A 25,258-nucleotide genomic window follows, 5' to 3' on the forward strand; every position below is an offset into this window, starting at 1 on the left:
TGTCCTATCCACTGAACGGCGAGACGCGGAGGACCGAACCCGCCGGCGTGACCACGATCATGCCGCTCTCGTCGAAGTCGTTGCTCGCGTAGATCCGCACGATGGGCGTGCCGCCGTCGGTGTCGATTCCGAGGTAGTCGACCTTCGCGTCCGGAACATTGATAGCCGTGGGCGCCGCCGCCACGACGTCCGCCAGGGCATCCACATTCAGGCCCGCGAGGTCGATGATCGGGGTGTCGACCTTCCGAGTGGTCGCCGGACGTGACGGCGAGAACCCGCCTCGGTAGTCGTACGAGACCAGCCGATTCGGCTCCAGCGGTTGTGCGCGCTCGAAGTTGGCGTGTTGTGGATACAGGTTCAACTCGTCGACGACCGTGTCACCGAACTTGGCGCGGTACTGATCGATGAAGAGGGTCATCCCTTCCCGCGTGGTGAGGTCCGGCGTCGGTATCACCACCGGCGCCACTGCACCGAGATCAATCGAGGCCGGTTGCGCGGCGGGTGCGGGGGCCTGCACGTCGTCGCTGTCGGTGAGGGCGAAGGCCCCGACAGCGGCAATGACGGCGGCGGCCGCGACTGCTGCGGTGAACAGGTGGCGGCGGGTTTCGCGGGGAGGCCTGGCGTCGGGCGGTGCATCCGCGGGACGCTGCAGGTCGCCGACGAGGGCTTCGAGTTCGTCGAGTGTGCGCGCTCCGGCGGCGAGTTCCGACATGGCCCGGTGCTCGTCCTGACTGAGCTGTCCGTCCCCGAAGGCGCCGTCGAGTATCGCCGCGGTGTTGGCGCGGTCGACGTCACGCGCGCGCGTGTTCGCTGGGTATCGGCTGGCCACGCAGAGATCTTAGTGTGCGGACCGCTATTGCGCTGGGAGGATCTGCAGAACTTCGCCGCCGAGGCCGGCCTTGACGTACCCGCCCCCGAGGTTGTCGGCGCCGTTGACGTAGATGTTCATGGTCGGGCCCTTGCCACCGTCGGCAATGAGGACGTGGCCGATGCTGCCTTCGGGGGCGCCGACGAGCCGAGGAGCATCGCCGAGCAGCGCCCCAAGCGCAGCGACGTCGACCTGCCGCAGATCGACGTCGGCCGTGCCAGGCAACCGCCCGCTGCGCGGTCCCCACGGGGTGAAGCCGCCACGGAAGGAGTAGGTGTCGGCCTGACCGGGTGCCTCCGCCACCGTTCTCTTTGCGAGGGCATAGCCCGGGTACAGCGCCATCTGATGAGCCGTGAGGTCGCCGAACGTGCGCTGATAGGCGTCGAACACCGCAGCGATGCCGTCCGGTGTCAGCGGCTCAACCACCCCGGTGATCGGCGAGTCGGCGACCGCCACCGGCGGCTCCTGGACGGGAAAACCGACGGGCCGCTCGACCTGGACGGGGACAGAACCGCCGACCGGCTGGGGGCCGTCGTGCTGCGTCAGTGATACTGCGACGATCCCTGCTGCCACCGCCACCGCAATACCCACGGCGATCCGCAGAACTGTTCTGGGGGGTCGGGCAGAGCGAACGGGTACTTCATCGGTGAGGCTGGCGGGCAATTGCAGGTCGCTGATCAGGAGGTTCAGTTCTGCCAGCGTCTTCGACGACATGGCCTGCGAGGTGCGGTCGTGGTACTCGCCGGCACCGAGCTGTCCGTCGGCGTAAGCGGCGTCGAGCTGGCTGCACGCATTGACGCGGTCGAGGTCGCGTGCGCGGGTGCGCGAGGACGGTCCGGAGGCCACATCGGCATCGTAGTGGGGGAACGGCGTTTGACCAGCGTCACTCGACCGACCCCTTTCCTCCTGACGCCACGCACGTACTCTGGTCTCCGTGCGGATACAGCGGCAGGTGGTGGACTACGCGCTTCAGCGCAAGTCTCTGCTGGCCGAGGTCTACTCGGGCAGGACAGGCGTCACGGAGGTCTGTGATGCCAGCCCATACCTGCTTCGAGCCGCGAAATTCCACGGCAAGGGCAGTGACGTCGTGTGCCCGATCTGCCGGAAAGAGCAGTTGACCCTGGTTTCCTGGGTCTTCGGCGACAAGCTGGGCCCGGTGTCGGGTTCGGCTCGGACGGCCGAGGAGCTGGTGCGTCTCGCAGCCACTCAGGAGGAGTTTTCGGTTCACGTGGTCGAGGTGTGCAGAACCTGTAGCTGGAACCATCTGGTTCAGTCTTATGTTCTCGGTAATGTGCCCGCACCGAAGAGGCCGAGGCGATCGTCGCCGAGGCCTCGGCCGCCGAGTCGGCGGACCGCGAGCGAATAGAACGCCCGAACACGGACGAGGGCCGAGGACTGCCCACTGACGTGACGCCGGACTGAAACAGGTCCACAACCACTGGAGATTTGTACGTGAGTTCCCCCCGCAGCAACGCCCCGGGTGATCGACCGAACGGACCGAGACGACCGAGTGGCCCCCCGCCACAGGGGCGCCCCGGAGGTCCACCACCCCGCGGCGGACAGCCTGCAGGTGGGCCGCCACCGCGCCGTATGCCTCCCCCGCCGCAGGGCGGCGGCCGTCCTCCCGGACCGCCGCCGCGTCGTATGCCTCCTCCGCCGCAGGGTGGGGGCCGTCCTCCGGGGCCGCCGCCGCGTCGTCCCGGTCCCCCGCCGGGCCGTCCCGGTCCCCCGCCGGGCCGTCCGGTTGCCGGTCCTCGCAGTGCACCGCCCCCTGGTGGGCGTCCTCCGGGTCCGCCGCCGACGGGCGGTCGCCGGCCGGGAGGCAACGCTGGAGGACCGCCGCGGAAGCCGCCGGCGAAGAACAAGTCGAGGTGGAGGATTGTGCGCCGCGCCGCCTACACATGTGTCGCGCTAGGCCTGATCATTCCGATCCTGCTGTTCATGGCCGCCTACGTTGTGCAGGAAGTTCCGCGTCCCGGCGACTTGAAGACCAACCAGGTGGCCACCATCTACGCCGCGGACGGCACGTCGGTGCTGAGCAAGGTCGTGCCGCCGGAGGGTAACCGCACCGAGGTCAGTCTCGACCAGATCCCGAAGCACACCCGGGACGCGGTGCTGGCAGCCGAGGACCGCGACTTCTACTCGAACCCCGGCTTCTCGGTCGGCGGTTTCGCCCGCGCCGCCCGCGACAACGTGCTGGGTAAGGACAGCGCGGGTGGTGGCTCGACCATCACCCAGCAGTACGTGAAGAAGACGATGGTGGGTTCCGAACGGTCGCTGACGCGAAAGATGAAGGAACTGGTCATCTCGTCGAAGATGGCCCGCGAATGGTCCAAGGACGACATCCTGGCCGCTTACCTGAACACCATCTACTTCGGCCGTGGTGCCTACGGCATCGCGGCGGCGTCGAAGGCGTACTTCAACAAGCCCGTCGACCAGCTCACCGTCGAGGAGAGCGCGGTTCTGGCGTCGTCGATCCAGTTGCCGTCGCTGCTCGATCCGGAGACGAATCCCGAGGGTGCGCAGTCGCGGTGGAACTACGTCCTCGACGGCATGGTCACCGCAGGCACGCTCGAGCAGTCGGCTCGCGCAGGCATGCAGTATCCGCCCTATGTGCCCCTCGCCCAGGTCGACAACGGTAACCAGGACACCGGTCCGGAAGGCCTGATCAAGAACCAGGTCCTGCGGGAGCTGGGTGACGCCGGAATCAGCGAGCAACTGCTCAACACCGAGGGACTGCAGATCACGACGACGATCGACCCGGTCGCGCAGGCGGCCGCGGTGGACTCGGTGCGTTCCAACCTGGAGGGTGAACCGGAGAACCTGCGGACCGGTGTGGTGTCCGTGGACCCGAAGTCCGGCGCGGTACGGGCCTACTACGGCGGCGAGGACGGCGGCGGTTACGACTTCGCCAACGCCGGTCTGCAGACCGGTTCGTCGTTCAAGGTGTTCGGTCTCGCCGCGGCCCTCGACCAGGGCATCCCGCTGTCGCAGATGTACGACAGCTCGGAGCTCACGGTCAACGGCATCACGATCAGCAACGTCGAGGGCGAGGGTTGCGGCACCTGCACCATCGCGGAGGCCCTCAAGCGGTCACTGAACACCAGCTTCTACCGTCAGCAACTCGAAATCGACGGCGGGCCGCAGGCGATCGCCGAGATGGCCCACCGGGCGGGTATCCCGGAGGAGATCCCCGGTGTCGGGCCGACGCTGACCGAGCCCGACGGCAGCGGTCCCAACAACGGCATCGTGCTGGGTCAGTACCAGTCGCGCGTGCTCGACATGGCCTCCTCCTATGCCACGTTGGCGGCGTCGGGTGTCTATCGCGCCCCGCACTTCGTGCAGAAGGTGGTCAGCGCGGACGGCACCGTGTTGCTCGACCGCGGTGTCGATCCGGGCGAGGAGCGCATAGACAAGGATGTCGCCGACAACGTGACGGCCGCGATGGAGCCGATCGCCGGTTATTCGCGCGGCCACAACCTGGCCGGTGGACGGCCGTCCGCGGCCAAGACGGGTACCGCGCAGCTCGGGGACACCGGGCAGAACAAGGACGCCTGGATGGTGGGGTACACCCCGTCGCTGTCCACAGCGGTCTGGGTGGGCACCACCGATGGTCAGGCTCTCGAAAACAGCAACGGTGCCATGATCTACGGCTCCGGCCTGCCGTCCGACATCTGGAAGGACACGATGGATGGAGCCCTCGAAGGCACCCCCGTCGAGAAGTTCCCGAAGCCGGGTCCCATCGGCGGCCAGTCGGGTCTGCCGGCGTACTCCGCCCCGGCGCCTCCCAAGACGTCTGCGCCGCCGACGAGTACCTTCCAGCTGCCGACGCAGCTCGTGCCGCCTGTGGTGGTGACGCCGTCTCCGGTCGAAATCCTGCCCGGCATCACCATTCCGGTTCCGGGTCTGGCGCCGAGACCGACCACACCGGCACCGGTGGTGCCGGCCGAACCGGAGATCACCACACCACCGAACGCGGGCAACGGTCAGCGGCAGATTCCGACGGGTTAGCGGCGACCGGTAGCCTCGCCTAGTGGCCGAAAACCCGAACGCGCACGTCGTCCGAGACGCGGGCGAGGCGGAATTCGTCTCGCCCGCACCAGTGGCGGAGGATCAGCGTTCGGCGGACTGGCGGGATGTTCCCGGCCGCACCGACCCGCTGGTGTCGGAGCTGTCCGGGGTGATCGGTGGCCCGGTGGGTCGGCACGCGGTGGTGGGGCGCAATCGGTTCTTCACGCCGATGCGGGCGATCCTGTTGTTGGCGGTCGTCTTTCTCGCGCTCGGCTGGTTCGCCAAGGCGCCCTGTATCCAGCAGGCTCCGGTGGGCGCGAACGGTGCGCTGGGTCTCGACTGGAGCGGTAGCCGGCAATATGTCGCGATGTGTTACTCCGACACCGTGCCGCTGTACGGGGCCGAACGGCTGAACGAGGGCGCCTTCCCCTACAAGAAGTGGTGGGAGGAAGACGCCGGCAACGGCCAGATGCAGCGCCGCTACATGGAGTACCCGGTGGTGTCGGGTCTGTATCAGTACGGCGCCATGGTGGTGGCCAAGGCGTGGGATGCCGTCCACTGGCTACCGGGCGCCCTGCAGGTCGCCATCTATTTCAATGTGGTGGCGCTCGGGCTGGCCGCGGCGTGGCTCGTCACCGTCTGGGCCAGTGCGCTTCTGGCCGGTCGCCGTGTCTGGGACGCCGCGCTGGTGGCCGGTTCACCGCTCGTGATCGTTCATGCGTTCACCAATTTCGACCCGCTGGCAACAGCTTTCGCTACCGGTGGCCTGCTTGCGTGGTCGCGGAAACGTCCCGTGCTCGCCGGTGTCCTGCTCGGCCTCGGCGGCGCGGCCAAACTGTATCCGCTACTGCTCCTCGGACCACTGCTGGTGTTGTGCGTGCGCACCGGCAAGACGCGGTACTGGTCGGTGACCGCGTTGACCGCGATAAGCACGTGGCTCGCCGTCAATCTGCCTATAGCTCTGCTCTTCCCGCGCGGGTGGGCCGAATTCTTCAGACTCAATTCCGAACGTGGCGCCGACCCCGACTCGCTGTACAACGTCGTCACTTCGTTCACTGGGTGGACCGGTTTCGACGGCGTTCTCCCGGTAGGGCAGGCACCCACCATCCTCAACGCGGTGTCGTTCGTGCTGTTCGCTCTGGTCTGTGTGGGCGTGGGTTATGTCGCGCTCACCGCCCCGCAGCGTCCCCGGCTGACCCAGCTGTGCTTTCTGCTGGTCGCCGGTTTCCTTCTCACCAACAAGGTGTGGAGTCCGCAGTATTCGCTGTGGCTCGTCCCGTTGGCTGTGCTCGCCCTGCCGCACCGTCGAATTCTTCTCGCGTGGATGACCGTCGACGCCCTGGTGTGGGTGCCCCGCATGATGTACTACCTCGGCGTCTCCAACAAAGGTCTTCCCGAGCAATGGTTCACCTCCGCGGTGGTGGTTCGTGATGTCGCGGTGGTTGCACTGTGCGTTCTGATCATCCGTCAGATCTACCGGCCCGACGAGGACCTCGTGCGGTACGGGTTCATCGACGACCCCTCGGGTGGGGTACTCGATCAGGCACCGGACGCACAGCCGCGCTGGTTGCCGGTCTGGTTGCGGCCTCGAGCGCCGAAAGATGCACCAGCCCAGGAAACCTGGACGACGAGCGGCTAGGGGTTCGCGAGCACGTACGCGGCGCCGACGAGGAACACGGCGATAGAGACGCCGAGTGAAATGGCTCTGATCGACCACTGGCGGGCGTCGGCGGCGGCCCGCACCGAACGGTCGTACTCCCCCTGCTCCCACAGTCGGTGGACGGAGAGCGCGCGGAGAAGAGCGAGGATGCCGAACGGAACGAAGGCGACTACCGCCAGGATTGCAAGTGGCAGACTGCTTGCGGGCGGCGGCGCCAGCGGGCCGTCGAAGTCTGCCGAGGTGTCCTGATGCTGCGCCGTCATGCATGCCTCCCCGTGGTTCAGCCCACGACCGTGGGCGCCGTCGTGGAGTATAGACCCGCCCAGATGTCTGGAAGTACACCACCTTTCGTGCAGATGGTGGTTACGTTCCGGCTATCCGCCGGCCTGCCCGATGCGTGGGTGTGCACGGGCCGCGACCCAGGCCGCGACCTGGGTGCGCGAGCTGACGGCGAGCTTGTCGAGGATGTGTTCGACGTGGCCGTCGACGGTACGCCGTGAGATCACCAGTGCGTCGGCTATCTGACGATTGCTGAGTCCCTCGGCGAGGAGTTCGGCGATCTGCTGCTCCCGACGGGTCAGCGGTGAGGCTTCCGCGGGTGGCGTTGGCGCTGCGTCCGGCCTGGTACCGAGGGCCAGGTCGACGGCCTGATCGATGGTCAGCCCGACCGCGGGTGCTGCGAGCCGGGCGAACTCGTCCGCCCCGATTGTGCGAGCGGCCTTGCGCTCCGACGTCAGTGAGTCCTCGGTGATGTGCGGACCGAACGCCACGACGGACGTGCCGAGCCGGCGCCACACCCCCTTTGCCGCACCGCTGAGTGTGGCTGCTCCGCCGGCATCCCCGCTGGACGCCGCCACCCACGACAGCAGCTCGATGGACAGGGCCGTGCAGATTTTGTCCTTGAAGTCGTGCTGAATGCGCAATGCCTGCTCGGCCGCCTCGACGGCGTCATCGTGGCGGCCGAGGTGGAAGTACGCGATGCTCGACACCCACAGGGCGTAGGCCTTGTTCCACTTCTCACCGTGTGCGTCCGCTACCGCGATCACCTCACCGCACGTCCGGAGGGCACTGTCGAGCTGACCGTCGTAGGTTTGAGCCATGCCCAGTTCGAACGATGCGGTCAGCACCGACGCGAGATCGCCCACCGAGCGGTGAACGGCGATGGCGTCATGGAACAGGCGGACGGCATCTGCGGGTTTGCCGGAGAACACGGCGTGAATGCCGCGCCAGTGGTCGGCGTGTGCCCGCAGCCGATCGTCGCCTAGTGCGGTCGCGAGATCGGTGCACTCGTCGAGGTGTGCGAGGGCAGCGTCATGATCACCCTGGATGAGGGCGGTCCAGGCGGTCACCCAGAGCACATCCCCCCGCTCGCGGGTGGGCGCGGTGAGGTGCTGGAGGATCCGTTCGAGTCGGATCCGGCCGTCCGACAGGTAGCCGCCCGCGATCCAGTGGTAGCGCAGCGCGACGGCCAGCCGCGCCGCGGCGGCCCGCAGCGAAGCGTCCCGAAGCGACCAGTCGAGTGCCGCGACGAAATTGGGGTGATCGATGCGGAGTCCGGCGAGTATCTCGGATTGTCCTGGCCCACACCAGTGGATCGACGAGCGGTCGGCTCGCGTCGAGTAGTGCTCGAGATGGCGGTGACATAATTCCTCGCTGTCGCCACTCTTTTCGAGAAGTTCATGACCGTATTCACGCACGGTCATCAACTGCGAGTAGCGCAGCTGCTCGGTCGTACGGTCGACGGCGACAAGGCATTTGCCGATGAGCCGGTCGAGGACGTCGATGACCGGGGTGTCCGACAGATCTCCGAATCCGCAGATTGCCTCCGCGGCATCGAGATCGAAACTACCCGAGAAGACGGAGAGCCGCGCCCACAGCAACCGCTCGGTGTCGGAACAGAGTTCGAAACTCCAGTCGATGAGGGCGCGCAGCGTTTGCTGCCGGGGCATCGCCCCCCGGTCGCCGCCGGTGAGGAGTGCGAACCTTTTGTCGAGGCGCTCGACGAGCTGGGACGGCGACAGCGACCGCAATCGCGCCGCGGCGAGTTCGATCGCGAGCGGGATGCCGTCGAGCCGGTTGCACAGCTGGGCAACGGCACGGGCATTGGTGTCGGTGAGTTGGAAGTCGGCGACCACGCTTTGCGCGCGTTCCACGAGCAGCGACACCGACTCGAAGTGCGCGATGTCGGTGGCCCGGCAGTCTTCGATCTCCCCTGGGGTGCTCAGGGGCGGAAGCATATAGACGTACTCACCGGCGATGGACAGTGGTTCGCGGCTCGTCGTGACGATTCGTACCTCCGGTGCCGCCGCGAGGACTGTGCTCACCAATTCGGCTGCCGCGGACAGGAGGTGTTCGCAGTTGTCGAGAACGATCAGCATGTGTCGCGACTGCACGTGATCGATCACCTTGTCCATGACCGCTCGGCTCGACTGGTCGGTCACTCCGAGGGCGACGGCCGCGGCGGACGGCACGGCCTCGGGCTGCCGCACGGAAGCGAGATCGATCCACCGGACGGAGTCGCGGAAGGCGCGGGCGGACCGCACGGCAAGCTCCTCGGCCAACCGTGTCTTACCGACGCCGCCGACACCCAGGAGCGATACGAGCCGAGATTGCTGTAGGCGTGCGCGGGCTTCCTCGATCTCGCGTCGTCGACCGATGAAGCTGGTCATCGATCTCTTCAGTTCTCTGCTGCGAGTCAGTGGGTGCCTCCCATCCCGGAGTGACCAGGTGTGGGACGAACCTACCCCCGCGGTGATGTGACGGCCAACACAGGTAACGAAGGGGGTGTTTTACCCCGTGTGGGGGTGATGTGACGTGGGCCATTGTCGTTGCATACCCCGGTTACCCGCTCGAGTCCCGCCGGGACCGCACGTCTACGAGGAGCCCATCACCATGTCACAGCCCATTTCTTCTCCCGATGTCGACGTCGTTGTCGTGGGTGCCGGGTTCGCCGGCCTCTACGCGCTCCACAAGCTGCGCGACACGATGCAGCTGTCGACCCGCGTCTTCGAGGCCGGCTCCGACGTCGGCGGCACCTGGTTCTGGAATCGGTACCCGGGTGCGCGCTGCGACATCGAGAGCATCCACTACTCCTACTCGTTCGACGAGGATCTCCAGCAGGAGTGGCAGTGGAGTGAGAAGTTCGCCGGCCAGCCGGAGATTCTCCGCTACCTCGAGCATGTCGCGGACCGCTTCGATCTACGCAAGGACATCGCTTTCGGCACGCGGGTGGTCGGCGTCCACTGGGACGACGAGAACTCGCTGTGGACCGTGCACACCGACACCGGCGAGATAGTGCGGAGCCGCTACTTCATTTCCGGGGCCGGCAACCTGTCCGTGCCGAAGACACCGGAGTTCGGCGGCATCGACAGCTTCCGCGGGGAGGTGCTGATGACCGGAAACTGGCCGCACGAGGGCGCCGACTTCACCGGCAAGCGGGTCGCGGTGATCGGTACCGGAGCCAGTGGCATCCAGGCGATCCCGTTCATTGCCCAGGAGGCAGCCGAACTGACGGTCTTCCAGCGCACACCCAACTTCGCGACACCTCTCGGCAACGGCCCGAGCGACTCGGACGAAGTCGCCGAGATCAAACGCAACTACGGCAAGGTGCGGAACGCGGCCCGCAACCACTTCCTCGGCGTGCCCTTCGATCAGGTCCAGCCGTCGGCGCTCGCCGTCGACGCGGAAGAACGGCGCCGCACATTCGACGCTCGCTGGAACGCCGGCGGTTTCCGGCTGTTCATCGACTCCTATCAGGACATCCTGTTCGACAAGAAGGCCAACGACACGATCGCCGATTACATTCGCGACCGGATCCGCGAGCGCGTCCAGGACCCCGATAAGGCCGCCAAGCTGGCACCGACCGGATACTCGTACGGCACCAAACGCCCTCCCCTGGAGACCAACTACTACGAGGCGTACAACCGCGACACCGTGAACATCGTCGACGTGAAGACCACGCCGATCGACGAGATCACCGCTACCGGTGTGCGGGTGGGTGACCGCGTCTACGAGGTGGACACGATCGTTCTGGCGACCGGATTCGACGCGATGACCGGTCCCCTCATGGCCATGGACATCCGCGGTCGGGGTGGCCTGCCGTTGGCCCAGAAGTGGGAGCACGGCCCCACGACCTATCTCGGCATCATGGTCCATGAGTTCCCGAACCTGTTCCTCATCACCGGCCCGCAGTCGCCGTCGGTGCTCTACAACATGCCGCTCGCCATCGAGGACCACGTCGACTTCGCTACCGATGCGATCGATTACCTGAACCAGCGTGGGCTCGATGTCATCGAGCCCACCGGAGAAGCCGAAAAGTCCTGGGGCGCACTGACCAATGACATCGCCAATCAGACCCTGCTGCCGGAGACGAACTCGTGGTACATGGGTGCGAATATTCCCGGTAAGCCGAGGGCGTGCATGGTCTACCTCGGCGGAGCTCCTGCTTATCGCGCCACCTGCGCGGAGGTCGTCGCCGACGGCTATGCGGGTTTCACTCTCACCCGCACCGATTCACCCGTCCCCGTGCCCTGAACCGAACCACCGACCGATCCCGAACACCATCACACCGAGGAGAGTCGCATGGCACTCGACGCCAACGCAGCAGAACTGATCGCCGGACTACGAGCACAAGGTATGAAGCCATTTGCGGAGATGTCCGTGGAGGAGGCCCGCGCAGTCGTGTCGACTTTCACGGGACTGCAGGCGCCACCCGAACCGGTCGACCGCGTCGAAGACGCGCACTACGACAACGCCGGTACGACACTGCCGCTGCGGGTTTACGTCCCCGCCGGGCCGTCGCCACACCCCGTCGTTCTCTACTTCCACGGCGGTGGGTTCGTCGCCGGTGACCTCGATGTTATCGACGAACCGGCGCGCGCCGTCGCGAACGGCACCGGCGCGATCGTGGTAGCCGCCACCTACCGCCGCGCACCGGAGCATCGCTTCCCCGCGGCTGCCGACGACGCATCTGCGGCACTGCGCTGGGTGTCCGACAATGTGGAAGGCTACGGCGGTGACCCCGGCAACGTCATCGTGATGGGCGACAGCGCGGGCGGGAACCTGGCCGCAGTCACCGCGCTGCGGGCCCGTGACGAAGACGGCCCCCGTGTGCGAGGCCAGGTTCTGGTGTACCCCGTGATCGATCCGCACGCGACACTGCCCTCACGTGAGGAGTTTGCCGAGGGCTACGTCATTTCCGCCGGTGACCTCGACTGGTTCTGGAGTCACTACCTGTCGTCGCCCGACGACGCCGGCAATCCGTACGCCGTGCCCAGTCGTGCCGCGAGTCTGTCGGGGCTGCCACCGGCGCTCGTGCTCACCACTGAGAACGAGGTGGCCCGTGACGAGGCCGAAGAATACGCCGGTCTCCTGCGGAACGCGGGCGTCGACACCGAGGTCATCCGGTTCGACGGACTTGTCCACGGAGCCTTCTGGATGTCCGGTGCTGTTCCGCGCAGTAGCGAAATGCGGTCGGCAGTAATCGAATTCGTCAAGAAGATCTCGTCCGCCGCGCCCGTGGTGTGATCACCGCAGCGTCAGCCCTCTACTCTCGCCTGGAGTCGGGGGCACACGCGTGGCCAGTCGTCGTCGGTCATGGAGAACAGTGCCGTGTTGCGCCAGGAACCGTCACGCCGTCTTCGATGTTTACGCAGTATGCCTTCGAACTCGGCGCCCAACTTCGCTATGGCACCGCGGGAGTGGGCGTTGCGCTCGTCGGTGTGCCATTCCACGCGCACCGCGCCGAGGTCCTCGAAGGCGCGGCGAAGCAAGAGCAGCTTCGAGTCCGCATTGATCAGCGTTCCCTGCGCGGATCGCGACAGCCAGGTATGCCCGATCGCGAGACAACGGTTCCGCGGATCGATCAGGTAGTAGGAGGTGGACCCGACGAGGATGTCGGTGGCCAGGTCGATCTGTGCGTAGGCGAGTCGCGTCGGGTCTTCGTTCGCGGTTCGGACGAATGTCGCTGCATCCTTCCGGTCGGAGATGTCCACCGAGGTCCAGTGAAAGATTCGCGGGTCGTCGACGGCCGCGAGCAGCGCGTCGATGTGGTCGTCGCACAGCGGCTCGAGGCGGACGTGGGTTCCGGTCAGGGTGGGCCGGGCAAACCAGGACTCGCTCATCTGGCGGGCTCCGGTGACTTGGTGAGGGGACGTTCGGCGTCGTCGTCCGGGCGAGTGGCCGGCGAGGTCCGTCGGAGGGGTGCCCGGAGGAACACGAAGAACAGCACCACCAGTAGTCCGGCCCGTCCCCACACGCCGAATTGCACCAGCCACTCGAAGGTGTGCGGGTCCTCGCCGGCGGCGAGCGCACCGAAGTACTTGAAGACGCCGATACCCATCGCCACGTCGGCCACCAGATAGGCCGCCACCAGTCCCCACGGCACCCGCAGCAGCACGAAGAACGGGATGAGCCACAGTGTGTACTGCGGGGAATGCACCTTGTGCAGCAACAGGAATCCACACAGCATGGCGGCGCTGACCGCGATCCACGGGAAGGCGCCGTTCCGCAGGAACCGCAGCCAGCCCAGACGCAGGGCGAGCGCGAAGGCAGCGCAGACGAGAAGCGGCGACAGGAGACCGACCGTCTGGTCGTAGGCAGGCACCGGGGTGTCGAGGCCGATCGTGCCGAAATGTGGCCGCAGACCCCAATACCAGATGGAGTTGGTGGTCATGTCGGCCTGACGGTTCTCCTGGAAGGTGAACGACGCCCGCCAGCCGCTGTAGGAGATGAGGGCGAACGGCAGATTGACGGCGACCACCGTGCCGATCGCGGCGGCCGCGACCGTGAAGGCGCCCCGGACGTCGTACCGGCGGTCCGCCGTGCGGTTCTGGGTGAGGACATACGCAATGAGGGGAAGGACGAACGCGCCGGGGTACAGCTTCAGGCAGAACCCCACGGCAAGGAGGACCGCGGCGACCACCGCGCGGGAGCGGAGGGGGAAACGCTCGATGCTCATCACGAAGATGGCGGCCACCGACGTGGCCACAACCGGAAGTTCCCAGTTGTGGAATGCGTAGAGCGTGAGCGGCGGGGTGGCCGACCACAGCAGTGCCCACCAACCACCGAGACGACCCAGCATCCAGGCGGTGAGCAGACCGAACGGTGCGAGGATCAGGGCCGAATGCAGAAGGAAATCGGCGTCGGTGTGCGAACCGATTCCGCCCAGCCACATGAGGATCCCACTGAGAACCGGATACTCCACCGTGCCGCCGGTCAGCATGCCGTCGGCATTGATTCCCCCGCTGACATACGGGAAGACGTGCAGGTTGATGTCGCGCCCGACCCACAGGAACTGGATGTCGGAGTAGCAGACCTGGGTGTCCTTGATGCGGTCGAAGATCAGGCTGCGGCCCGCGGCGTCGAACGGCGCCCCCGTGCACCGGGCTTTGTTCAGGTATCCGGCGAGCATGGACAGGCCACACAACCCGACGACGACCGCCGTGATCGACGTTCGCTGCCGAGCTCCGATGTGCATGAATCCACAGTAGGGCGCGCCGGGCCCCCTGTGCGACGACAAACCGGGTCACTCCTTCAGCGGATCGTGGCCCCAGTTCATCAGCGAGTAGCGCCAGTGGGTGTCCCGGACGTCACCGGACGGTCTCTGCGCGAGGTGCCGGTGCACGTATCCGACGACCTTGCGCATGTGCTCGTAGTCGGGCTGCTCGAGGTCGGCCCTCTTCGTCCGGGTCACCTCGACGATCCGCCGGCCGCTGGCGTGCCCGGTCGACTCGCCGCCGCCCGATTTCTGGCCGACGGATTTCGACTCCTCCGTCTCGAGCCACTTCTCGAGTTCACCCGGGGTCATGTTGACGGCATCGCGGAATTCCTTCCACGTTTCCTCGTCGTCCGCCATCGTCAGTCGTCCTTCCGGTCGAGTGCATCCGGCTTGTGGACGGCGTCCTTCCCGCTCTTGTCGCTGCGCACCCGGTACTGCGGGTCGTCCTCGGAGGCGCGCACCGTCCGTCCGGCGGCTTCGGTATCCTCCGTGATCTTCTCCTCGACCTTGCCGGACGTGGTGGTGCCGTGCGTTTTCCACTCGACCTCGTCGCCCTTGTCGAACTTCTTGTCCGATGTCATGCGTGCCTCCCGTTGTCGACGTTCCCGCCTGATACCCCGTCGCGACCGCTGCCACACCTGCGCTCTGATTTCGCTGGTCAGGGGCTCGTCATGTAGCCTGCAAAGGTTGCTGACGCAACGACCCTCCTGCCACGGACAGCCCGTGGCCGTTTCACTAGTCCATAGGAGGTGATGAGGTCTTATGCGTCATTACGAATTGATGGTCATCCTTGACCCCAGCCTGGACGAGCGCACTGTCGCTCCTTCGCTGGATACGTTCCTCAATGTTGTTCGCCAGGACGGCGGCAAAATCGACAAGGTCGATGTCTGGGGTAAGCGTCGTCTCGCCTACGAGATCCTGAAGCACAGCGAAGGCATCTACGCGGTGATCGATATCAGCGCTACTCCCGCCACCGTTGCGGAGCTCGACCGTCAGCTGGGTCTGAACGAGTCGGTGCTGCGTACGAAGGTTCTGCGCCACAACAAGTGATTTCTGTCGGTCACCAGCCCTAGGCTCGTGACCAACCGAACTCCACATTCTGCAGGAGGAACCATATGGCAGGCGACACCGTCATCACCGTCATCGGAAACTTGACGGCTGATCCGGAGCTTCGATTCACCCCCGCGGGTGCCGCGGTCGCGAACTTCACCGTTGCGTCCACGCCCCGCACCTTCGACCGTCAGACCAATGAATGGAAAGACGGCGAAGCGCTGTTTCTGCGTTGCAACATCTGGCGCGAAGCAGCCGAGAACGTGGCGGAGAGCTTGACCCGCGGCTCGCGAGTAATCGTGAGTGGCCGGCTCAAGCAGCGCTCCTACGAAACTCGTGAAGGTGAAAAGCGCACTGTCGTCGAGCTCGAGGTCGACGAGATCGGCCCCTCGCTGAAGTACGCCACGGCCAAGGTCAACAAGGCCAACCGTGGTGGCGGCGGCGGTGGTGGCTTCGGTTCCTCCGGCGGTTCAGGCGGCGGACGTCCGCAATCCAACACTGGCGGAGACGATCCGTGGGGTAGTGCGCCGCAGGCGTCCGGCTCCTTCGGAGGCTCTGGTGGTGGGAGCGACGAGCCCCCGTTCTGATCCGTACCTGATCGGAACATCCAGAAAAGAGCGAACAAATGCCGAAGCCGCCCTTGCGCGACAAGGTAATGAAGAAGAAGGTCTGCGCTTTCTGCAAAGAAAAGAACACGCAGATCAACTACAAGGACACGACGCTTCTGCGTAAGTACGTCAGCGACCGCGGCAAGATCCGTGCGCGCCGTGTCACCGGCAACTGCGTCCAGCACCAGCGCGACGTTGCCATTGCCGTCAAGAACTCACGTGAGGTGGCGTTGCTGCCTTACGCCACCGTGGCTCGCTAAGGAAAGGGAGGGAAGACATGAAGCTCATCCTCACCGCTGACGTGGACAACCTCGGTGCGCCTGGCGACACCGTCGAGGTCAAGGACGGCTACGGCCGTAACTACCTGCTGCCCCGCGGCCTGGCGATCGTTGCCAGCCGTGGCGCCGAGAAGCAGGTCGAGGGCATCCGTCGTGCTCAGGAAGCTCGCGCTGTGCGTGGTCTCGACCATGCCAAGGAGCTCAAGGCTGCCATCGAAGGTCTCGAGAACGTGTCGCTGACGGTCAAGACCGCCGGTGACTCGGGCAAGCTGTTCGGCTCGGTCACCGCGGCTGATGTCGCCGGTGCCATCAAGGCCGCAGGCGGACCCGTCGTCGACAAGCGCAGCCTCGAGCTGCCGAAGGCTCACATCAAGGCGACCGGCAAGCATGCCATCGTCGTGAACCTGCACCCCGACGTGGTTGCCAAGTTCCACCTGAACGTCGTCGCCGCCTAGTCGACTCGTTCGCTGCACGGGCCCCCACGCGCTTCGGCGTGTGGGGGCCCGAGTCTGTCCATGCGGATTTCTCGGACATTTCGGGTCGGGAACTGCGCGGGACCATGCATTCCACGGTGTGTCTGGAAGTTAGCCGCGCATTCTGCGTCGAGTGACCTGGATCATACGCGTGCGCGGTGGAGGCGAACTCAACACGCCCGACTCGTCGGCGCGAGAGACACGCCGAACGGGTTTTCATCCACAGTGGGGAAAGCGTTAAAAACGGCGCTGATCTGCGGGTATGGGAATGTGATGTGTACTTATCCTCAGGTTATCCCCATGGGGTTAACAAACGTACCCAGCGGTTTCCACATTTTGTCCCCAGCTGTGTACACAGGCTGGTTTGTACACGGCTTGGCTAATCCCTAACGTCGTCCCGGCGTGTCTCACGATTCCGGAGCCGGCTCTCGCGAAGAGCCTGCGAAGGTTGTCGGTAGGGCCGAGTACAAAAGGGTTCGTGCACCACGGGGACTGCAGTTTCCGAGCGGCGCAACAGTGATGGGGAAGGTCGGTCGAGTGGCTGTAGTAGACGATCGGGGCCGTTCCGAATACCCGGGGCCGCCCGACGCGGAACCCGGTGAAGAGTTCGGTCGCCAGCCACCCCAGGACATGGCGGCGGAACAGTCGGTCCTCGGCGGCATGCTACTCAGCAAGGACGCCATCGCCGACGTGCTCGAGGTGCTTCGTCCCGGCGACTTCTACCGTCCCGCCCATCAGTCGGTGTACGACGCGATCCTCGATCTCTACAGCCGCGGTGAGCCCGCCGACCCCGTGACGGTGTCGGCGGAACTGGACCGTCGTGGTGAGCTCCGCCGGGTGGGTGGTGCTTCCTACCTGGTGACATTGACCCAGACCGTGCCCACGGCTGCTAACGCCGGTTACTACGCCGAGATCGTCGCCGAGAAAGCCATCCTGCGTCGCCTCGTCGACGCCGGCACCCGCATCGTCCAGTACGGCTACACCGGCGCCGACGGGCAGGACGTCGCCGAGGTCGTCGACCGCGCACAGGCCGAGATCTTCGAGGTCACCGAACGCCGCACCACCGAGGACTTCGTCCCCCTCGAGGAACTCCTGCAGCCCACGATGGACGAGATCGACTCCATCGCCAGCCGCGGCGGCATCTCCCTGGGCGTGCCCACCGGCTTCGTCGAACTCGACGAAATCACCAACGGCCTCCACCCCGGGCAGATGATCATCGTCGCAGCGCGGCCCGGTGTGGGTAAGGCGCTCGCGCTCGACACCCCCCTGCCCACCCCCACCGGCTGGACCACCATGGGCGACGTCCGAGTGGGCGATCACCTCATCGACGCCGACGGCAAGCCCACCCGGGTCGTCGCCGCCACCGAGGTCATGAACGGCCGCCCCTGCTACGAGGTGGAGTTCTCCGACGGAACCGTCCTCGTCGCCGACGAGCAGCATCAGTGGCTGACGGGGATCGACGGGCAGGGCGCTGTCCGGACCACCGGTGAGATCGCCGGCTCGATCGGCGCCCGTCATCACGTGGCAAATACGCGCGCGTTGCAGTTCGCTTCGTCGAAGGTGCCTGTCGACCCGTACGCATTGGGGGCCTCGCTGACGGTCGGCGCCACCGTTGATCCCGAGCTGCGCGTCGGTGTGGCCGATCTCGTCGTTCAGGCCGAGAACAAGAGGATTCCGGCGGAACTGCTCCGCGGCTCCGAATCCGAACGCCGCGAATTGCTGGCCGGAATGCTCGACGCCGCGGCGTCTGTTGCAGCAGACGGTGAAATTCGTCTCGAGACCCGCGACCCATTGCTGTCGGACGATGTCGTCGAACTCGTCGTCGGTCTGGGATACGACTGCCACCGCGTCGAAAGTGGCGCCGCCTTCTACGCTGACGACGACGTGTTCCAGATGCACCGGAAGGCCCTCCGCCACAAGCAACTCCGTGGTGATGTGCGCCGATCACGCCGCATCGTCGATGTGCGCAAGGTCGACAGCGTTCCCGTGCGCTGCGTCGAGGTAGACAACGCCGATCATCTGTACCTCGCCGGTCGCTCGATGATTCCGACGCACAACTCCACGCTCGGCATGGACTTCCTGCGTTCGTGCTCGGTCAAGCACGGCATGGCCAGCGTTATGTTCTCGCTCGAGATGAGCAAGACCGAGATCGTCATGCGTCTGCTGTCGGCGGAGGCGAAGATCAAGCTCGGTGACATGCGTTCCGGCAAGATGACGGACGACGACTGGACGAAGCTCGCCCGGCGCATGAGCGAGATCAGTGAGGCGCCGCTCTTCATCGACGACTCGCCCAACCTCACCATGATGGAGATCCGCGCAAAAGCTCGGCGGCTCAAGCAGAAGCACGACATCAAGCTCATCGTCATCGACTACCTGCAGCTGATGAGCTCCGGCAAGAAGGTCGAATCCCGTCAGCAGGAAGTCTCGGAATTCTCCCGTAGCCTGAAGCTTCTGGCGAAGGAGCTCGAGGTTCCGGTGGTGGCGATCTGCCAGCTCAACCGTGGCCCCGAACAGCGCCAGGACAAGCGTCCTCAGGTGGCCGACCTTCGTGAATCCGGCTCCCTCGAGCAGGACGCCGACATGGTGATCCTGCTCTACCGCCCCGACGCCACCGAACGCGACGACCCCCGCGGCGGTGAAGCCGACCTGATCCTAGGCAAACACCGTAACGGCCCCACCGCCACGATCACCGTGGCGCACCAGCTCCACCTGTCCAAGTTCGTGGACATGGCGCGGGGGTAGCTCGCGATAGTTCCAGCAGCTTGCCTGCTTGCTGCCGCGCCCCTCTCTCCTCCTGCGCTCGGCCTGTTGCCTGGCCGGATGCTCGTCCCAGCGGACGCTTCGGCGACCGGCTTGTCGGCCCGAAGAAGCGCTTCCTTATGATGAGGCGTCGGGCGCGCCGGTGTCCGCGAGTCACGAAACCGGCTCCGGTGATCCAGGTCACTGCTGGTGGAAGGGTGTGCGCTCGCCGGCATCCGATCCAAGGACACATGAGCCGGGAAGGCAGACAAGCGCAGTGAGCACAGTGGAACTGGCCCAGTGGAACTCCGAGGAAGCTCTCGCGGAGGCGATGATCCCGATCATCGGCGGCCTGCACCGCAGACGCGCGGTGACGATCCTGCTTCACAGCCGCTCCCTGGTGAACAAGTCGGTCATCAGTATCCTGCGGACCCATCGTTTCGCCCGGCAGATCAGCGGCGACGAACTGTCCGTCGAGGAGACGTTCCCCTTCCTCGAAGCGCTGACTCACCTCGATCTTCGGCCCTCGAAGGTCGACCTCGGACTGCTGGTGATGGCCTATCGCGCCAACGGCGACGGTGAAACGGTCCCGGAGTTCGTTGCACGGAGCCTCGCCGACCTGGTCGGCGGCGCCCACACGAGTCCCGCGCAGCCCCAGGACGTGGTCCTGTACGGCTTCGGGCGTATCGGTCGCCTCGTCGCTCGACTGCTCATCGAGAAGGCCGGTTCGGGCAACGGGCTTAACCTGCGTGCCGTGGTCGTCCGCAAGGGTGGCAGCGATGATCTGATCAAGCGCGCATCGTTGCTGCGCCGTGACTCCGTCCACGGGCAGTTCAACGGCACGATCAAGGTCGACACCGACAAGAACACGCTGATCGCCAACGGCAACGTCATCAAGTTCATCTACAGCAACGACCCGGAGAGCCTCGACTACACCGAGCATGGCATCGACAACGCCATCCTGATCGACAACACCGGAATCTGGCGCGACCGCGACGGCCTGTCGAAGCACCTCCGCCCCGGCGTCGCGAAGGTGGTGCTCACCGCTCCCGGCAAGGGAGACGTCCCGAACATCGTGCACGGCGTCAATCACCGTGACCTCGACCCGAACGAGCAGATCGTGTCCTGCGCGTCCTGCACCACCAATGCCATCGTCCCGCCGCTGAAGACCATGGACGACGAATTCGGTGTGTCCCGAGGGCACGTCGAGACCGTGCACTCGTTCACCAACGACCAGAATCTCTTGGACAACTACCACAAGGCCGATCGTCGTGGTCGTTCGGCGCCGTTCAACCTCGTGCTCACGGAGACCGGAGCCGCGTCGGCGGTCGCCAAGGCGCTCCCCGAGCTGAAGGCCAAGATCACCGGCAACTCGATCCGCGTTCCCACTCCGGACGTGTCCGTCGCGATCCTCCACCTTCAGCTGGGTCGTGAGACCACCCGGGAGGAGGTGCTCGCGCATCTCAGCCAGGAGTCGCTCACCGGAGCGCTGAGCCGGAACCTCGACTACACCGCTGCAACCGACGCCGTGTCCAGCGACTTCATCGGTTCGCGCGCCGCGTGCATCGTCGACGCGAACGCGACGATCGTCGACGGCGACACCGCCATCCTCTACGTCTGGTACGACAACGAGTTCGGATACTCGTGCCAGGTGGTGCGCACTGTCCAGTACCTGTCCGGTGTGGAGTACCCCATCTACCCCGCGGTCGACGCCGCTGATGCGGTGTCCGTGGTCTGACCGCAGCACCGTAGGTTCGCGGCGCCCGGGCCGAGCAGTGGCTGCTCTCCGGGCGTCGTCGCGTATTCGGTGGGCTGCGCAGCTGAAAGCTCCTCGTTCGTATGGTTCCGCCACGACCGATCTCGTGACCGTCCGCGAAGCCGGCCGCACTCAACTCCGCCGTGACCGCGGCAACCGCGGGACACTGCACTCGGCGGGGCCGGCCTCGAGTCGAGCAGGAGCCTCACCCGGACACGAAACCGGCCCCGCCTTCGCCGATGAAACGCGGATCAGTGAGACGCTGAGAATGTGGAGTTGCTCATTGCCGCCAATCCGGACCCGGATTCCAAGCTGCCCTATCTGCTCCGGCTGCCCATCGACGGCGGCCTCGTGCTGCGCACCGCAGGAACCTGGCCCCGCACCAAAGCGCTGTACTGCCATCCCGTTCCGGTCAGCGAGTGGCCCGAACACCCCGAGGTTGTCGAACACGTACGACTGCGGTCGTGCGCCCGGCGCGGCGCCGCCATCGACCTCATCCTCGACCGTGGAAGGGAGAACCGGTCCCAGATCGTCTTCACCACCGCCCGCGGCCGCGACATGGTGTTCTGGCAGTCCCCGCGCACCCGTAAACAAGCCAGACCAAAGGTCAGCACCCCCACCGCCCGCGCCGCCGGAATCGCCGACCTGCACATCGTCGTCGACTCGCACGAGCGATACCCGTATCGGTTCGCCGACCAGCAGGTCACCACGGTCAAACGCGCCCTACCGTGTGGAGATTACGGACTGCTGCGCGAGGACACCTTGATCGCCTCGGTCGAACGCAAATCACTCCCCGACCTGGTATCGAGCCTTACCAGCGGAAAACTGCGCTATGCCCTCGCCGAACTCGCTGCGCTACCCCGCGCCGCCGTCGTGGTGGAGGACCGCTACTCGGCGATCTACGGCCTCGACCGGGTCCGGCCCGCCGTCGTCGCGGACGGGCTCGCCGAACTCCAGATTCGCTGGCCGAACGTGTCGCTCGTCTTCTGCGAAACCCGCGCCCTCGCCGAACAATGGACCTACCGGTACCTTGCGGCGGCCCACATCTGGGCCGATATCGATACCGCAGCACCCGCCCCGGGCGCACCGGCGGATAGCGATACTCCCGCACCGTCCACCGCCGAGGTCCGCGCGTGGGCCCGCGACCACGGCTTCCGCGTGCCCGACCGAGGTCGATTGCGACCCGAGGTGTGGGAGGCCTACGCCGCCGCTCACCGCGAACACTGACACGAACCGTCGGCGCGGGACGCAGCACACGACGGACTCGCTCCGGCGCAGATGACCACCTCACTCGTGGCGGCGGCGGCTCGCGTCATCGACCCCCTCTCGTGAAACCGTCAGTTGCCGGCCAGGGTGCGGCTGATCACCAACCGCTGAATCTGGTTGGTGCCCTCGAAGATCTGGGTGATCTTTGCTTCCCGCATGTACCGCTCGACGCGGAAGTCGCGGGTGTAGCCGTAGCCGCCGAGGACCTGGACGGCGTCGGTGGTGACCTTCATGGCCGCGTCGGTGGCGACGAGTTTGGCCACGGAAGCGTTGCGGGAGTACGGCAGGCCGGCATCACGGCGGCGTGCTGCGTCGATGTAGGTGGCGCGCGCCGAGTCGACGGCGGCGGCCATGTCGGCGAGCAGGAACCCCAGCCCCTGGTGGTCGATGATCTTCTTGCCGAATGCCGACCGTTCCTTGGCATAGCTCACGGCTTCGTCGAGCGCGGCCTGGGCGAGACCGACCGCGACGGCGGCGATACCGAGGCGCCCGGAATCGAGTGCACTGAAAGCGATCTGCAGACCCTGTCCCTCCGCGCCGATCCGCCGTTCGACCGGGACGAAGGCGTCGTCGTAGTGCGCCGACGTCGTGGGTACCGCGTGCAGGCCCATCTTCTCCTCGGGCTTGCCGAACGAGAGCCCCTCGGTGCCCTTCGGCACCAGGAAGCAGGAAATGCCCTTCGACCCCTCGCCGGTGCGGGCGAAAAGATTGTAGAAATCGGCAATGCCGCCGTGGGTGATCCACGCCTTCGCACCATTCACCACATATCCGCCATCGGTCGCGGCAGCCTTGCAGGCCAGCGCGGCGGCATCCGATCCGGCTTGCGGCTCCGACAGGCTGTACGCGCCGATGGTGTTGCCGCCCAGCATGTCGGGGAGCCACTGCTGCTTCTGCTCGTCCGTGCCGAAGGCCATCAGTGGGTGGCAGGCGAGGCTGTGGACGCTGACCGCCACCGCCACCGCCGCCCACCGGGCGGCGATTTCCTCGAGAACCTGCAGGTACACCTCGTAGGGCTGTCCGCCGCCGCCCCACTCCTCCGGATACGGCAGGCTCAGCAGCCCGGCCTCACCGAGGGTGGCGAAGACCCCTTCGGGATACGTTTCGGACTTTTCGTGCTCGTCGACGATCGGCGCCAGGACCTTGTCGGCGACATCGCGCGTGAGCTGGATGAGGTCACGAGCTTCGTCGGTGGGCAGCAAACGATCGACGGCCACGAAATTTCTCCTCGAGAAGACGACAGAAACAGTACTGAGCTACGGCTCACAGTACTGATGGCAAAGTAGTACTGCAAGGGCTATGTCAGTACTATCCGGTGTATGGAGCAGATCACCCGACCGGGATTCGCGACGCGACGGCGCACCCAGCTCTTCGACGCGCTGGTCGACCTCTTCCTGGCCGAAGGGTTCGCCCATCTGACTCTCGACGAGATCGCCGCGCGGCTGCGGTGCTCCAAATCCACCCTCTACACCCTCGCCGACAGCAAGGAGCAGCTCGTCCGGGAGGCCACGGTGCACTTCTTCCGCCGCGCCACCGAGGACGTCGAGTCGCACATCGCGGAAATTTCCGGGGCCCGTGAGCGGATCAGCGCCTACCTGTCCGCGGTCGGTACCGCACTTACGGCCGCGTCCGACCAGTTCATGGCCGATCTCGACGCCTTCCCGCCGGCCCGCGAGGTCTATGAGCAGAACACACAGATCGCGGCCGGCCGCGTCAAGGCTTTGATCGACGACGGTGTGGCGGGCGGCGACTTCCGTGACGTCCATGCCGCCTTTGCCGCCGATCTCGTGACCACCATGATGGTGCGTATTCAGCAACGCGGGGTCCGGAACAGTACCGGCCTCGACGACGCCCACGCCTACCGAGAACTCGCCGCCATCCTCACCGCAGGAATCAGTGCCTGAACAGTGTGTCGCACCCTGAATGATCGGGAACGGCACACAGGGTCGAACTATGTGCACCCCAGTGTCATTCGGTTGGACCCCGGACCTACCGGCCGCGAGGACCCGTAGGGCGCTGCCCGCCACCCGGGCCACCGGCCGACGGGGTTACGGGAGCGGACTCGGTGTTCGCCGACTTCTCCGCGACACCGATCGTGATGGAAATCGTCACTCCGCCGGCGGGTTCACCCGTCACGGTCGCCAACTCGGCGTCCCAACCGTCACCGAAGACGTTGTCCGATTGCAGAGACACGTCCGACAGGTTGCTCACGCTCTTCGCGTACCCGGTGTCGTAGGCGAAGACTTTCTCACACGCGTCCTGCGGTATCGCGATCTGCGAGGTCAACCGCGGATCCTCGCCCGCCACTGCGGCTTCCAGGGAGTCGAACACTTCGAAATGGATATGTGGCCAGCGCCCCGAGTAGCAGGCCGGGAAGATGGACGTGAACGACACGGCTCCGGCAGAGTCGGCCACCTGAACGCCGCGCAGATAGTTCTGTTCGGTGATGTCCTGGCCATAGAGGGAGTACTCACCGTCCCGGTCGCAATGCCATAGGTAGACGGCCATGCCCGTCCCGGCCGCGCAGTCGTTCGACAAATCCTGAAGTGACAATTCGATGGTCGTCGGGACGCCCCCCGCGGTGCCCGAGTACGACCCGAAGCTGCTGCGGATGTCCTGACGCACCACGCCCGACTCGATCAGAACGTTAGGTCCGTTGGAACCGTCACCCGGGTAAGGCCCGGCTGTTTCCTGCGGCGCCGCTGCCATACAGGTGCCGTCGGTGGCGACGGTCGACGTCGCTGCCTCTTCGCTCGACGCGGACGTCGCAGTGAGGGTCGATCCGGAGGACGAACACGCGGCGAGTGCAGAAGCGCCCGCCGCTCCGAGCACGAACAAGGCGCGGCGGCGCGACAGCATCGTCCTCAAGTCGTGGGTGAGTCCGCGGTCGTGTTCGTGCACGTCCGCGGAGTGATGGCGTGCGTTGTCGGTCATGAGCCCTCCATAGCTGCTTCCTTGTGAGGTCCATGCAAACAGCGGCACGTGCAGACAACCTCGAGACGAGCTGGGAGAATGCTGTATGTCGGGTCACGCGGCCTCGGCCGAACGGTGCGG

At 65.9% G+C, this 25,258-nt stretch carries 23 protein-coding genes; 13 read left to right on the forward strand and 10 right to left on the reverse strand.

The genetic code is table 11. The annotated features are described in order from the left end of the window. Positions 1 to 4: 4 nt before the first annotated feature. The gene (locus ACH49N_RS10755) at positions 5 to 829 is read right to left on the reverse strand and encodes a DUF1707 domain-containing protein (RefSeq protein ID WP_358272518.1); all 825 of its coding nucleotides are present in this window, start codon (positions 827 to 829) and stop codon (positions 5 to 7) included. 24 nt (positions 830 to 853) lie between these two features. Then, positions 854 to 1,714 (reverse strand): DUF1707 domain-containing protein, encoded by an 861-nt coding sequence (locus ACH49N_RS10760; RefSeq protein ID WP_358272516.1) that lies wholly within the window; start codon positions 1,712 to 1,714, stop codon positions 854 to 856. Between the two features lie 88 nt (positions 1,715 to 1,802). Here ACH49N_RS10760 and ACH49N_RS10765 point away from each other — a divergent pair, with 88 nt between their 5' ends. The 3 genes from ACH49N_RS10765 to ACH49N_RS10775 all read left to right on the forward strand — a co-directional run bounded on the left by ACH49N_RS10765 (position 1,803) and on the right by ACH49N_RS10775 (position 6,518). Next, positions 1,803 to 2,234, forward strand: coding sequence for a DUF5318 domain-containing protein (locus ACH49N_RS10765; protein WP_109334618.1), 432 nt, complete (start codon positions 1,803 to 1,805; stop codon positions 2,232 to 2,234). Between the two features lie 224 nt (positions 2,235 to 2,458). Beyond that, positions 2,459 to 4,879, forward strand: coding sequence for a transglycosylase domain-containing protein (locus tag ACH49N_RS10770; protein ID WP_397504502.1), 2,421 nt, complete (start codon positions 2,459 to 2,461; stop codon positions 4,877 to 4,879). A 22-nt stretch (positions 4,880 to 4,901) separates the two neighbouring features. Continuing rightward, positions 4,902 to 6,518: a glycosyltransferase 87 family protein gene (locus tag ACH49N_RS10775; RefSeq protein ID WP_358272513.1), complete on the forward strand. Its 1,617-nt coding sequence runs from the start codon at positions 4,902 to 4,904 to the stop codon at positions 6,516 to 6,518. Here ACH49N_RS10775 and ACH49N_RS10780 read toward each other — a convergent pair. Together ACH49N_RS10780 and ACH49N_RS10785 are read right to left on the reverse strand one after the other, a co-directional pair. Next, positions 6,515 to 6,802 carry a CD225/dispanin family protein gene (locus tag ACH49N_RS10780; RefSeq protein WP_358272512.1) on the reverse strand — a complete coding sequence of 96 codons (288 nt, stop codon included), beginning with the start codon at positions 6,800 to 6,802 and terminating at the stop codon, positions 6,515 to 6,517. The genes ACH49N_RS10775 and ACH49N_RS10780 overlap by 4 nt on opposite strands. Before the next feature lie 111 nt (positions 6,803 to 6,913). Beyond that, entirely contained in the window at positions 6,914 to 9,208 is a 2,295-nt protein-coding gene (locus ACH49N_RS10785) for a LuxR C-terminal-related transcriptional regulator (RefSeq protein WP_358272511.1), read from the reverse strand. A 223-nt stretch (positions 9,209 to 9,431) separates the two neighbouring features. Between ACH49N_RS10785 and ACH49N_RS10790 the strand changes: the two genes are divergently transcribed. Together ACH49N_RS10790 and ACH49N_RS10795 are read left to right on the forward strand one after the other, a co-directional pair. Further along, positions 9,432 to 11,072, forward strand: a complete 1,641-nt coding sequence (locus ACH49N_RS10790) for an NAD(P)/FAD-dependent oxidoreductase (RefSeq protein ID WP_358272510.1) — start codon at positions 9,432 to 9,434, stop codon at positions 11,070 to 11,072. A 48-nt stretch (positions 11,073 to 11,120) separates the two neighbouring features. Continuing rightward, positions 11,121 to 12,065, forward strand: a complete 945-nt coding sequence (locus ACH49N_RS10795) for an alpha/beta hydrolase (RefSeq protein ID WP_358272509.1) — start codon at positions 11,121 to 11,123, stop codon at positions 12,063 to 12,065. Between the two features lie 11 nt (positions 12,066 to 12,076). Here ACH49N_RS10795 and ACH49N_RS10800 read toward each other — a convergent pair whose 3' ends face one another. Genes ACH49N_RS10800 through ACH49N_RS10815 form a run of 4 tightly spaced genes read right to left on the reverse strand, consistent with a single transcriptional unit; the run spans position 12,077 to position 14,618 of the window. Further along, entirely contained in the window at positions 12,077 to 12,661 is a 585-nt protein-coding gene (locus ACH49N_RS10800; protein WP_358272508.1) for a GNAT family protein, read from the reverse strand. After that, positions 12,658 to 14,016, reverse strand: a complete 1,359-nt coding sequence (locus ACH49N_RS10805; RefSeq protein WP_358272507.1) for a hypothetical protein — start codon at positions 14,014 to 14,016, stop codon at positions 12,658 to 12,660. Before ACH49N_RS10805 ends, ACH49N_RS10800 begins: the two co-directional genes overlap by 4 nt. Before the next feature lie 48 nt (positions 14,017 to 14,064). Continuing rightward, positions 14,065 to 14,394, reverse strand: coding sequence for a DUF3140 domain-containing protein (locus tag ACH49N_RS10810; RefSeq protein ID WP_317768018.1), 330 nt, complete (start codon positions 14,392 to 14,394; stop codon positions 14,065 to 14,067). Between the two features lie 2 nt (positions 14,395 to 14,396). Continuing rightward, complete coding sequence (locus ACH49N_RS10815) at positions 14,397 to 14,618, reverse strand: DUF2945 domain-containing protein (RefSeq protein ID WP_109334608.1); 222 nt, start codon at positions 14,616 to 14,618, stop codon at positions 14,397 to 14,399. A 181-nt stretch (positions 14,619 to 14,799) separates the two neighbouring features. Here ACH49N_RS10815 and rpsF point away from each other — a divergent pair, with 181 nt between their 5' ends. The 7 genes from rpsF (at position 14,800) to ACH49N_RS10850 (ending at position 22,168) form a co-directional block, all read left to right on the forward strand. After that, positions 14,800 to 15,087, forward strand: coding sequence for a 30S ribosomal protein S6 (rpsF, locus tag ACH49N_RS10820; RefSeq protein WP_005249677.1), 288 nt, complete (start codon positions 14,800 to 14,802; stop codon positions 15,085 to 15,087). Between the two features lie 65 nt (positions 15,088 to 15,152). Further along, positions 15,153 to 15,674 carry a single-stranded DNA-binding protein gene (locus ACH49N_RS10825; protein ID WP_109334607.1) on the forward strand — a complete coding sequence of 174 codons (522 nt, stop codon included), beginning with the start codon at positions 15,153 to 15,155 and terminating at the stop codon, positions 15,672 to 15,674. A 38-nt stretch (positions 15,675 to 15,712) separates the two neighbouring features. Beyond that, positions 15,713 to 15,955: a 30S ribosomal protein S18 gene (rpsR, locus tag ACH49N_RS10830; protein ID WP_109334606.1), complete on the forward strand. Its 243-nt coding sequence runs from the start codon at positions 15,713 to 15,715 to the stop codon at positions 15,953 to 15,955. Between the two features lie 17 nt (positions 15,956 to 15,972). After that, complete coding sequence (gene rplI, locus ACH49N_RS10835; RefSeq protein ID WP_109334605.1) at positions 15,973 to 16,428, forward strand: 50S ribosomal protein L9; 456 nt, start codon at positions 15,973 to 15,975, stop codon at positions 16,426 to 16,428. A gap of 555 nt (positions 16,429 to 16,983) precedes the next feature. After that, positions 16,984 to 19,188 (forward strand): replicative DNA helicase, encoded by a 2,205-nt coding sequence (gene dnaB / locus ACH49N_RS10840; RefSeq protein WP_358272504.1) that lies wholly within the window; start codon positions 16,984 to 16,986, stop codon positions 19,186 to 19,188. Positions 19,189 to 19,462: 274 nt separating this feature from the next. Then, a complete protein-coding gene (locus ACH49N_RS10845) occupies positions 19,463 to 20,923 on the forward strand; it encodes a glyceraldehyde-3-phosphate dehydrogenase (RefSeq protein ID WP_358272503.1) in 1,461 nt (486 codons plus the stop codon). A gap of 288 nt (positions 20,924 to 21,211) precedes the next feature. Next, positions 21,212 to 22,168, forward strand: coding sequence for a histone-like nucleoid-structuring protein Lsr2 (locus ACH49N_RS10850; RefSeq protein ID WP_358272501.1), 957 nt, complete (start codon positions 21,212 to 21,214; stop codon positions 22,166 to 22,168). A gap of 110 nt (positions 22,169 to 22,278) precedes the next feature. Here the strand turns inward: ACH49N_RS10850 and ACH49N_RS10855 are convergent, their stop codons facing one another. Continuing rightward, the gene (locus ACH49N_RS10855; protein ID WP_109334601.1) at positions 22,279 to 23,421 is read right to left on the reverse strand and encodes an acyl-CoA dehydrogenase family protein; all 1,143 of its coding nucleotides are present in this window, start codon (positions 23,419 to 23,421) and stop codon (positions 22,279 to 22,281) included. Between the two features lie 102 nt (positions 23,422 to 23,523). Here ACH49N_RS10855 and ACH49N_RS10860 point away from each other — a divergent pair, with 102 nt between their 5' ends. Beyond that, positions 23,524 to 24,108 (forward strand): TetR/AcrR family transcriptional regulator, encoded by a 585-nt coding sequence (locus ACH49N_RS10860; RefSeq protein ID WP_358272499.1) that lies wholly within the window; start codon positions 23,524 to 23,526, stop codon positions 24,106 to 24,108. 85 nt (positions 24,109 to 24,193) lie between these two features. Here the strand turns inward: ACH49N_RS10860 and ACH49N_RS10865 are convergent, their stop codons facing one another. Continuing rightward, complete coding sequence (locus ACH49N_RS10865) at positions 24,194 to 25,138, reverse strand: dioxygenase (protein ID WP_358272497.1); 945 nt, start codon at positions 25,136 to 25,138, stop codon at positions 24,194 to 24,196. Positions 25,139 to 25,258: the final 120 nt, after the last annotated feature.

Source organism: Rhodococcus sp. NPDC019647, from assembly GCF_044389235.1.
Taxonomy (GTDB): Bacteria; Actinomycetota; Actinomycetes; order Mycobacteriales; family Mycobacteriaceae; genus Rhodococcus_F; species Rhodococcus_F oxybenzonivorans.

Bases quoted from the DNA above. Each gene is read 5' to 3' on its own strand.
- rpsF (WP_005249677.1), top strand. From the start codon at position 14,800: ATGCGTCATTACGAATTGATGGTCATCCTTGACCCCAGCCTGGACGAG.
- ACH49N_RS10790 (WP_358272510.1), top strand. From the start codon at position 9,432: ATGTCACAGCCCATTTCTTCTCCCGATGTCGACGTCGTTGTCGTGGGT.
- rplI (WP_109334605.1), top strand. From the start codon at position 15,973: ATGAAGCTCATCCTCACCGCTGACGTGGACAACCTCGGTGCGCCTGGC.
- ACH49N_RS10825 (WP_109334607.1), top strand. From the start codon at position 15,153: ATGGCAGGCGACACCGTCATCACCGTCATCGGAAACTTGACGGCTGAT.
- ACH49N_RS10810 (WP_317768018.1), bottom strand. From the start codon at position 14,394: ATGGCGGACGACGAGGAAACGTGGAAGGAATTCCGCGATGCCGTCAAC.
- ACH49N_RS10780 (WP_358272512.1), bottom strand. From the start codon at position 6,802: ATGACGGCGCAGCATCAGGACACCTCGGCAGACTTCGACGGCCCGCTG.
- ACH49N_RS10815 (WP_109334608.1), bottom strand. From the start codon at position 14,618: ATGACATCGGACAAGAAGTTCGACAAGGGCGACGAGGTCGAGTGGAAA.
- ACH49N_RS10770 (WP_397504502.1), top strand. From the start codon at position 2,459: ATGCCTCCCCCGCCGCAGGGCGGCGGCCGTCCTCCCGGACCGCCGCCG.
- ACH49N_RS10800 (WP_358272508.1), bottom strand. From the start codon at position 12,661: ATGAGCGAGTCCTGGTTTGCCCGGCCCACCCTGACCGGAACCCACGTC.
- rpsR (WP_109334606.1), top strand. From the start codon at position 15,713: ATGCCGAAGCCGCCCTTGCGCGACAAGGTAATGAAGAAGAAGGTCTGC.
- ACH49N_RS10860 (WP_358272499.1), top strand. From the start codon at position 23,524: ATGGAGCAGATCACCCGACCGGGATTCGCGACGCGACGGCGCACCCAG.
- ACH49N_RS10865 (WP_358272497.1), bottom strand. From the start codon at position 25,138: ATGACCGACAACGCACGCCATCACTCCGCGGACGTGCACGAACACGAC.
- ACH49N_RS10785 (WP_358272511.1), bottom strand. From the start codon at position 9,208: ATGACCAGCTTCATCGGTCGACGACGCGAGATCGAGGAAGCCCGCGCA.
- ACH49N_RS10795 (WP_358272509.1), top strand. From the start codon at position 11,121: ATGGCACTCGACGCCAACGCAGCAGAACTGATCGCCGGACTACGAGCA.
- ACH49N_RS10805 (WP_358272507.1), bottom strand. From the start codon at position 14,016: ATGCACATCGGAGCTCGGCAGCGAACGTCGATCACGGCGGTCGTCGTC.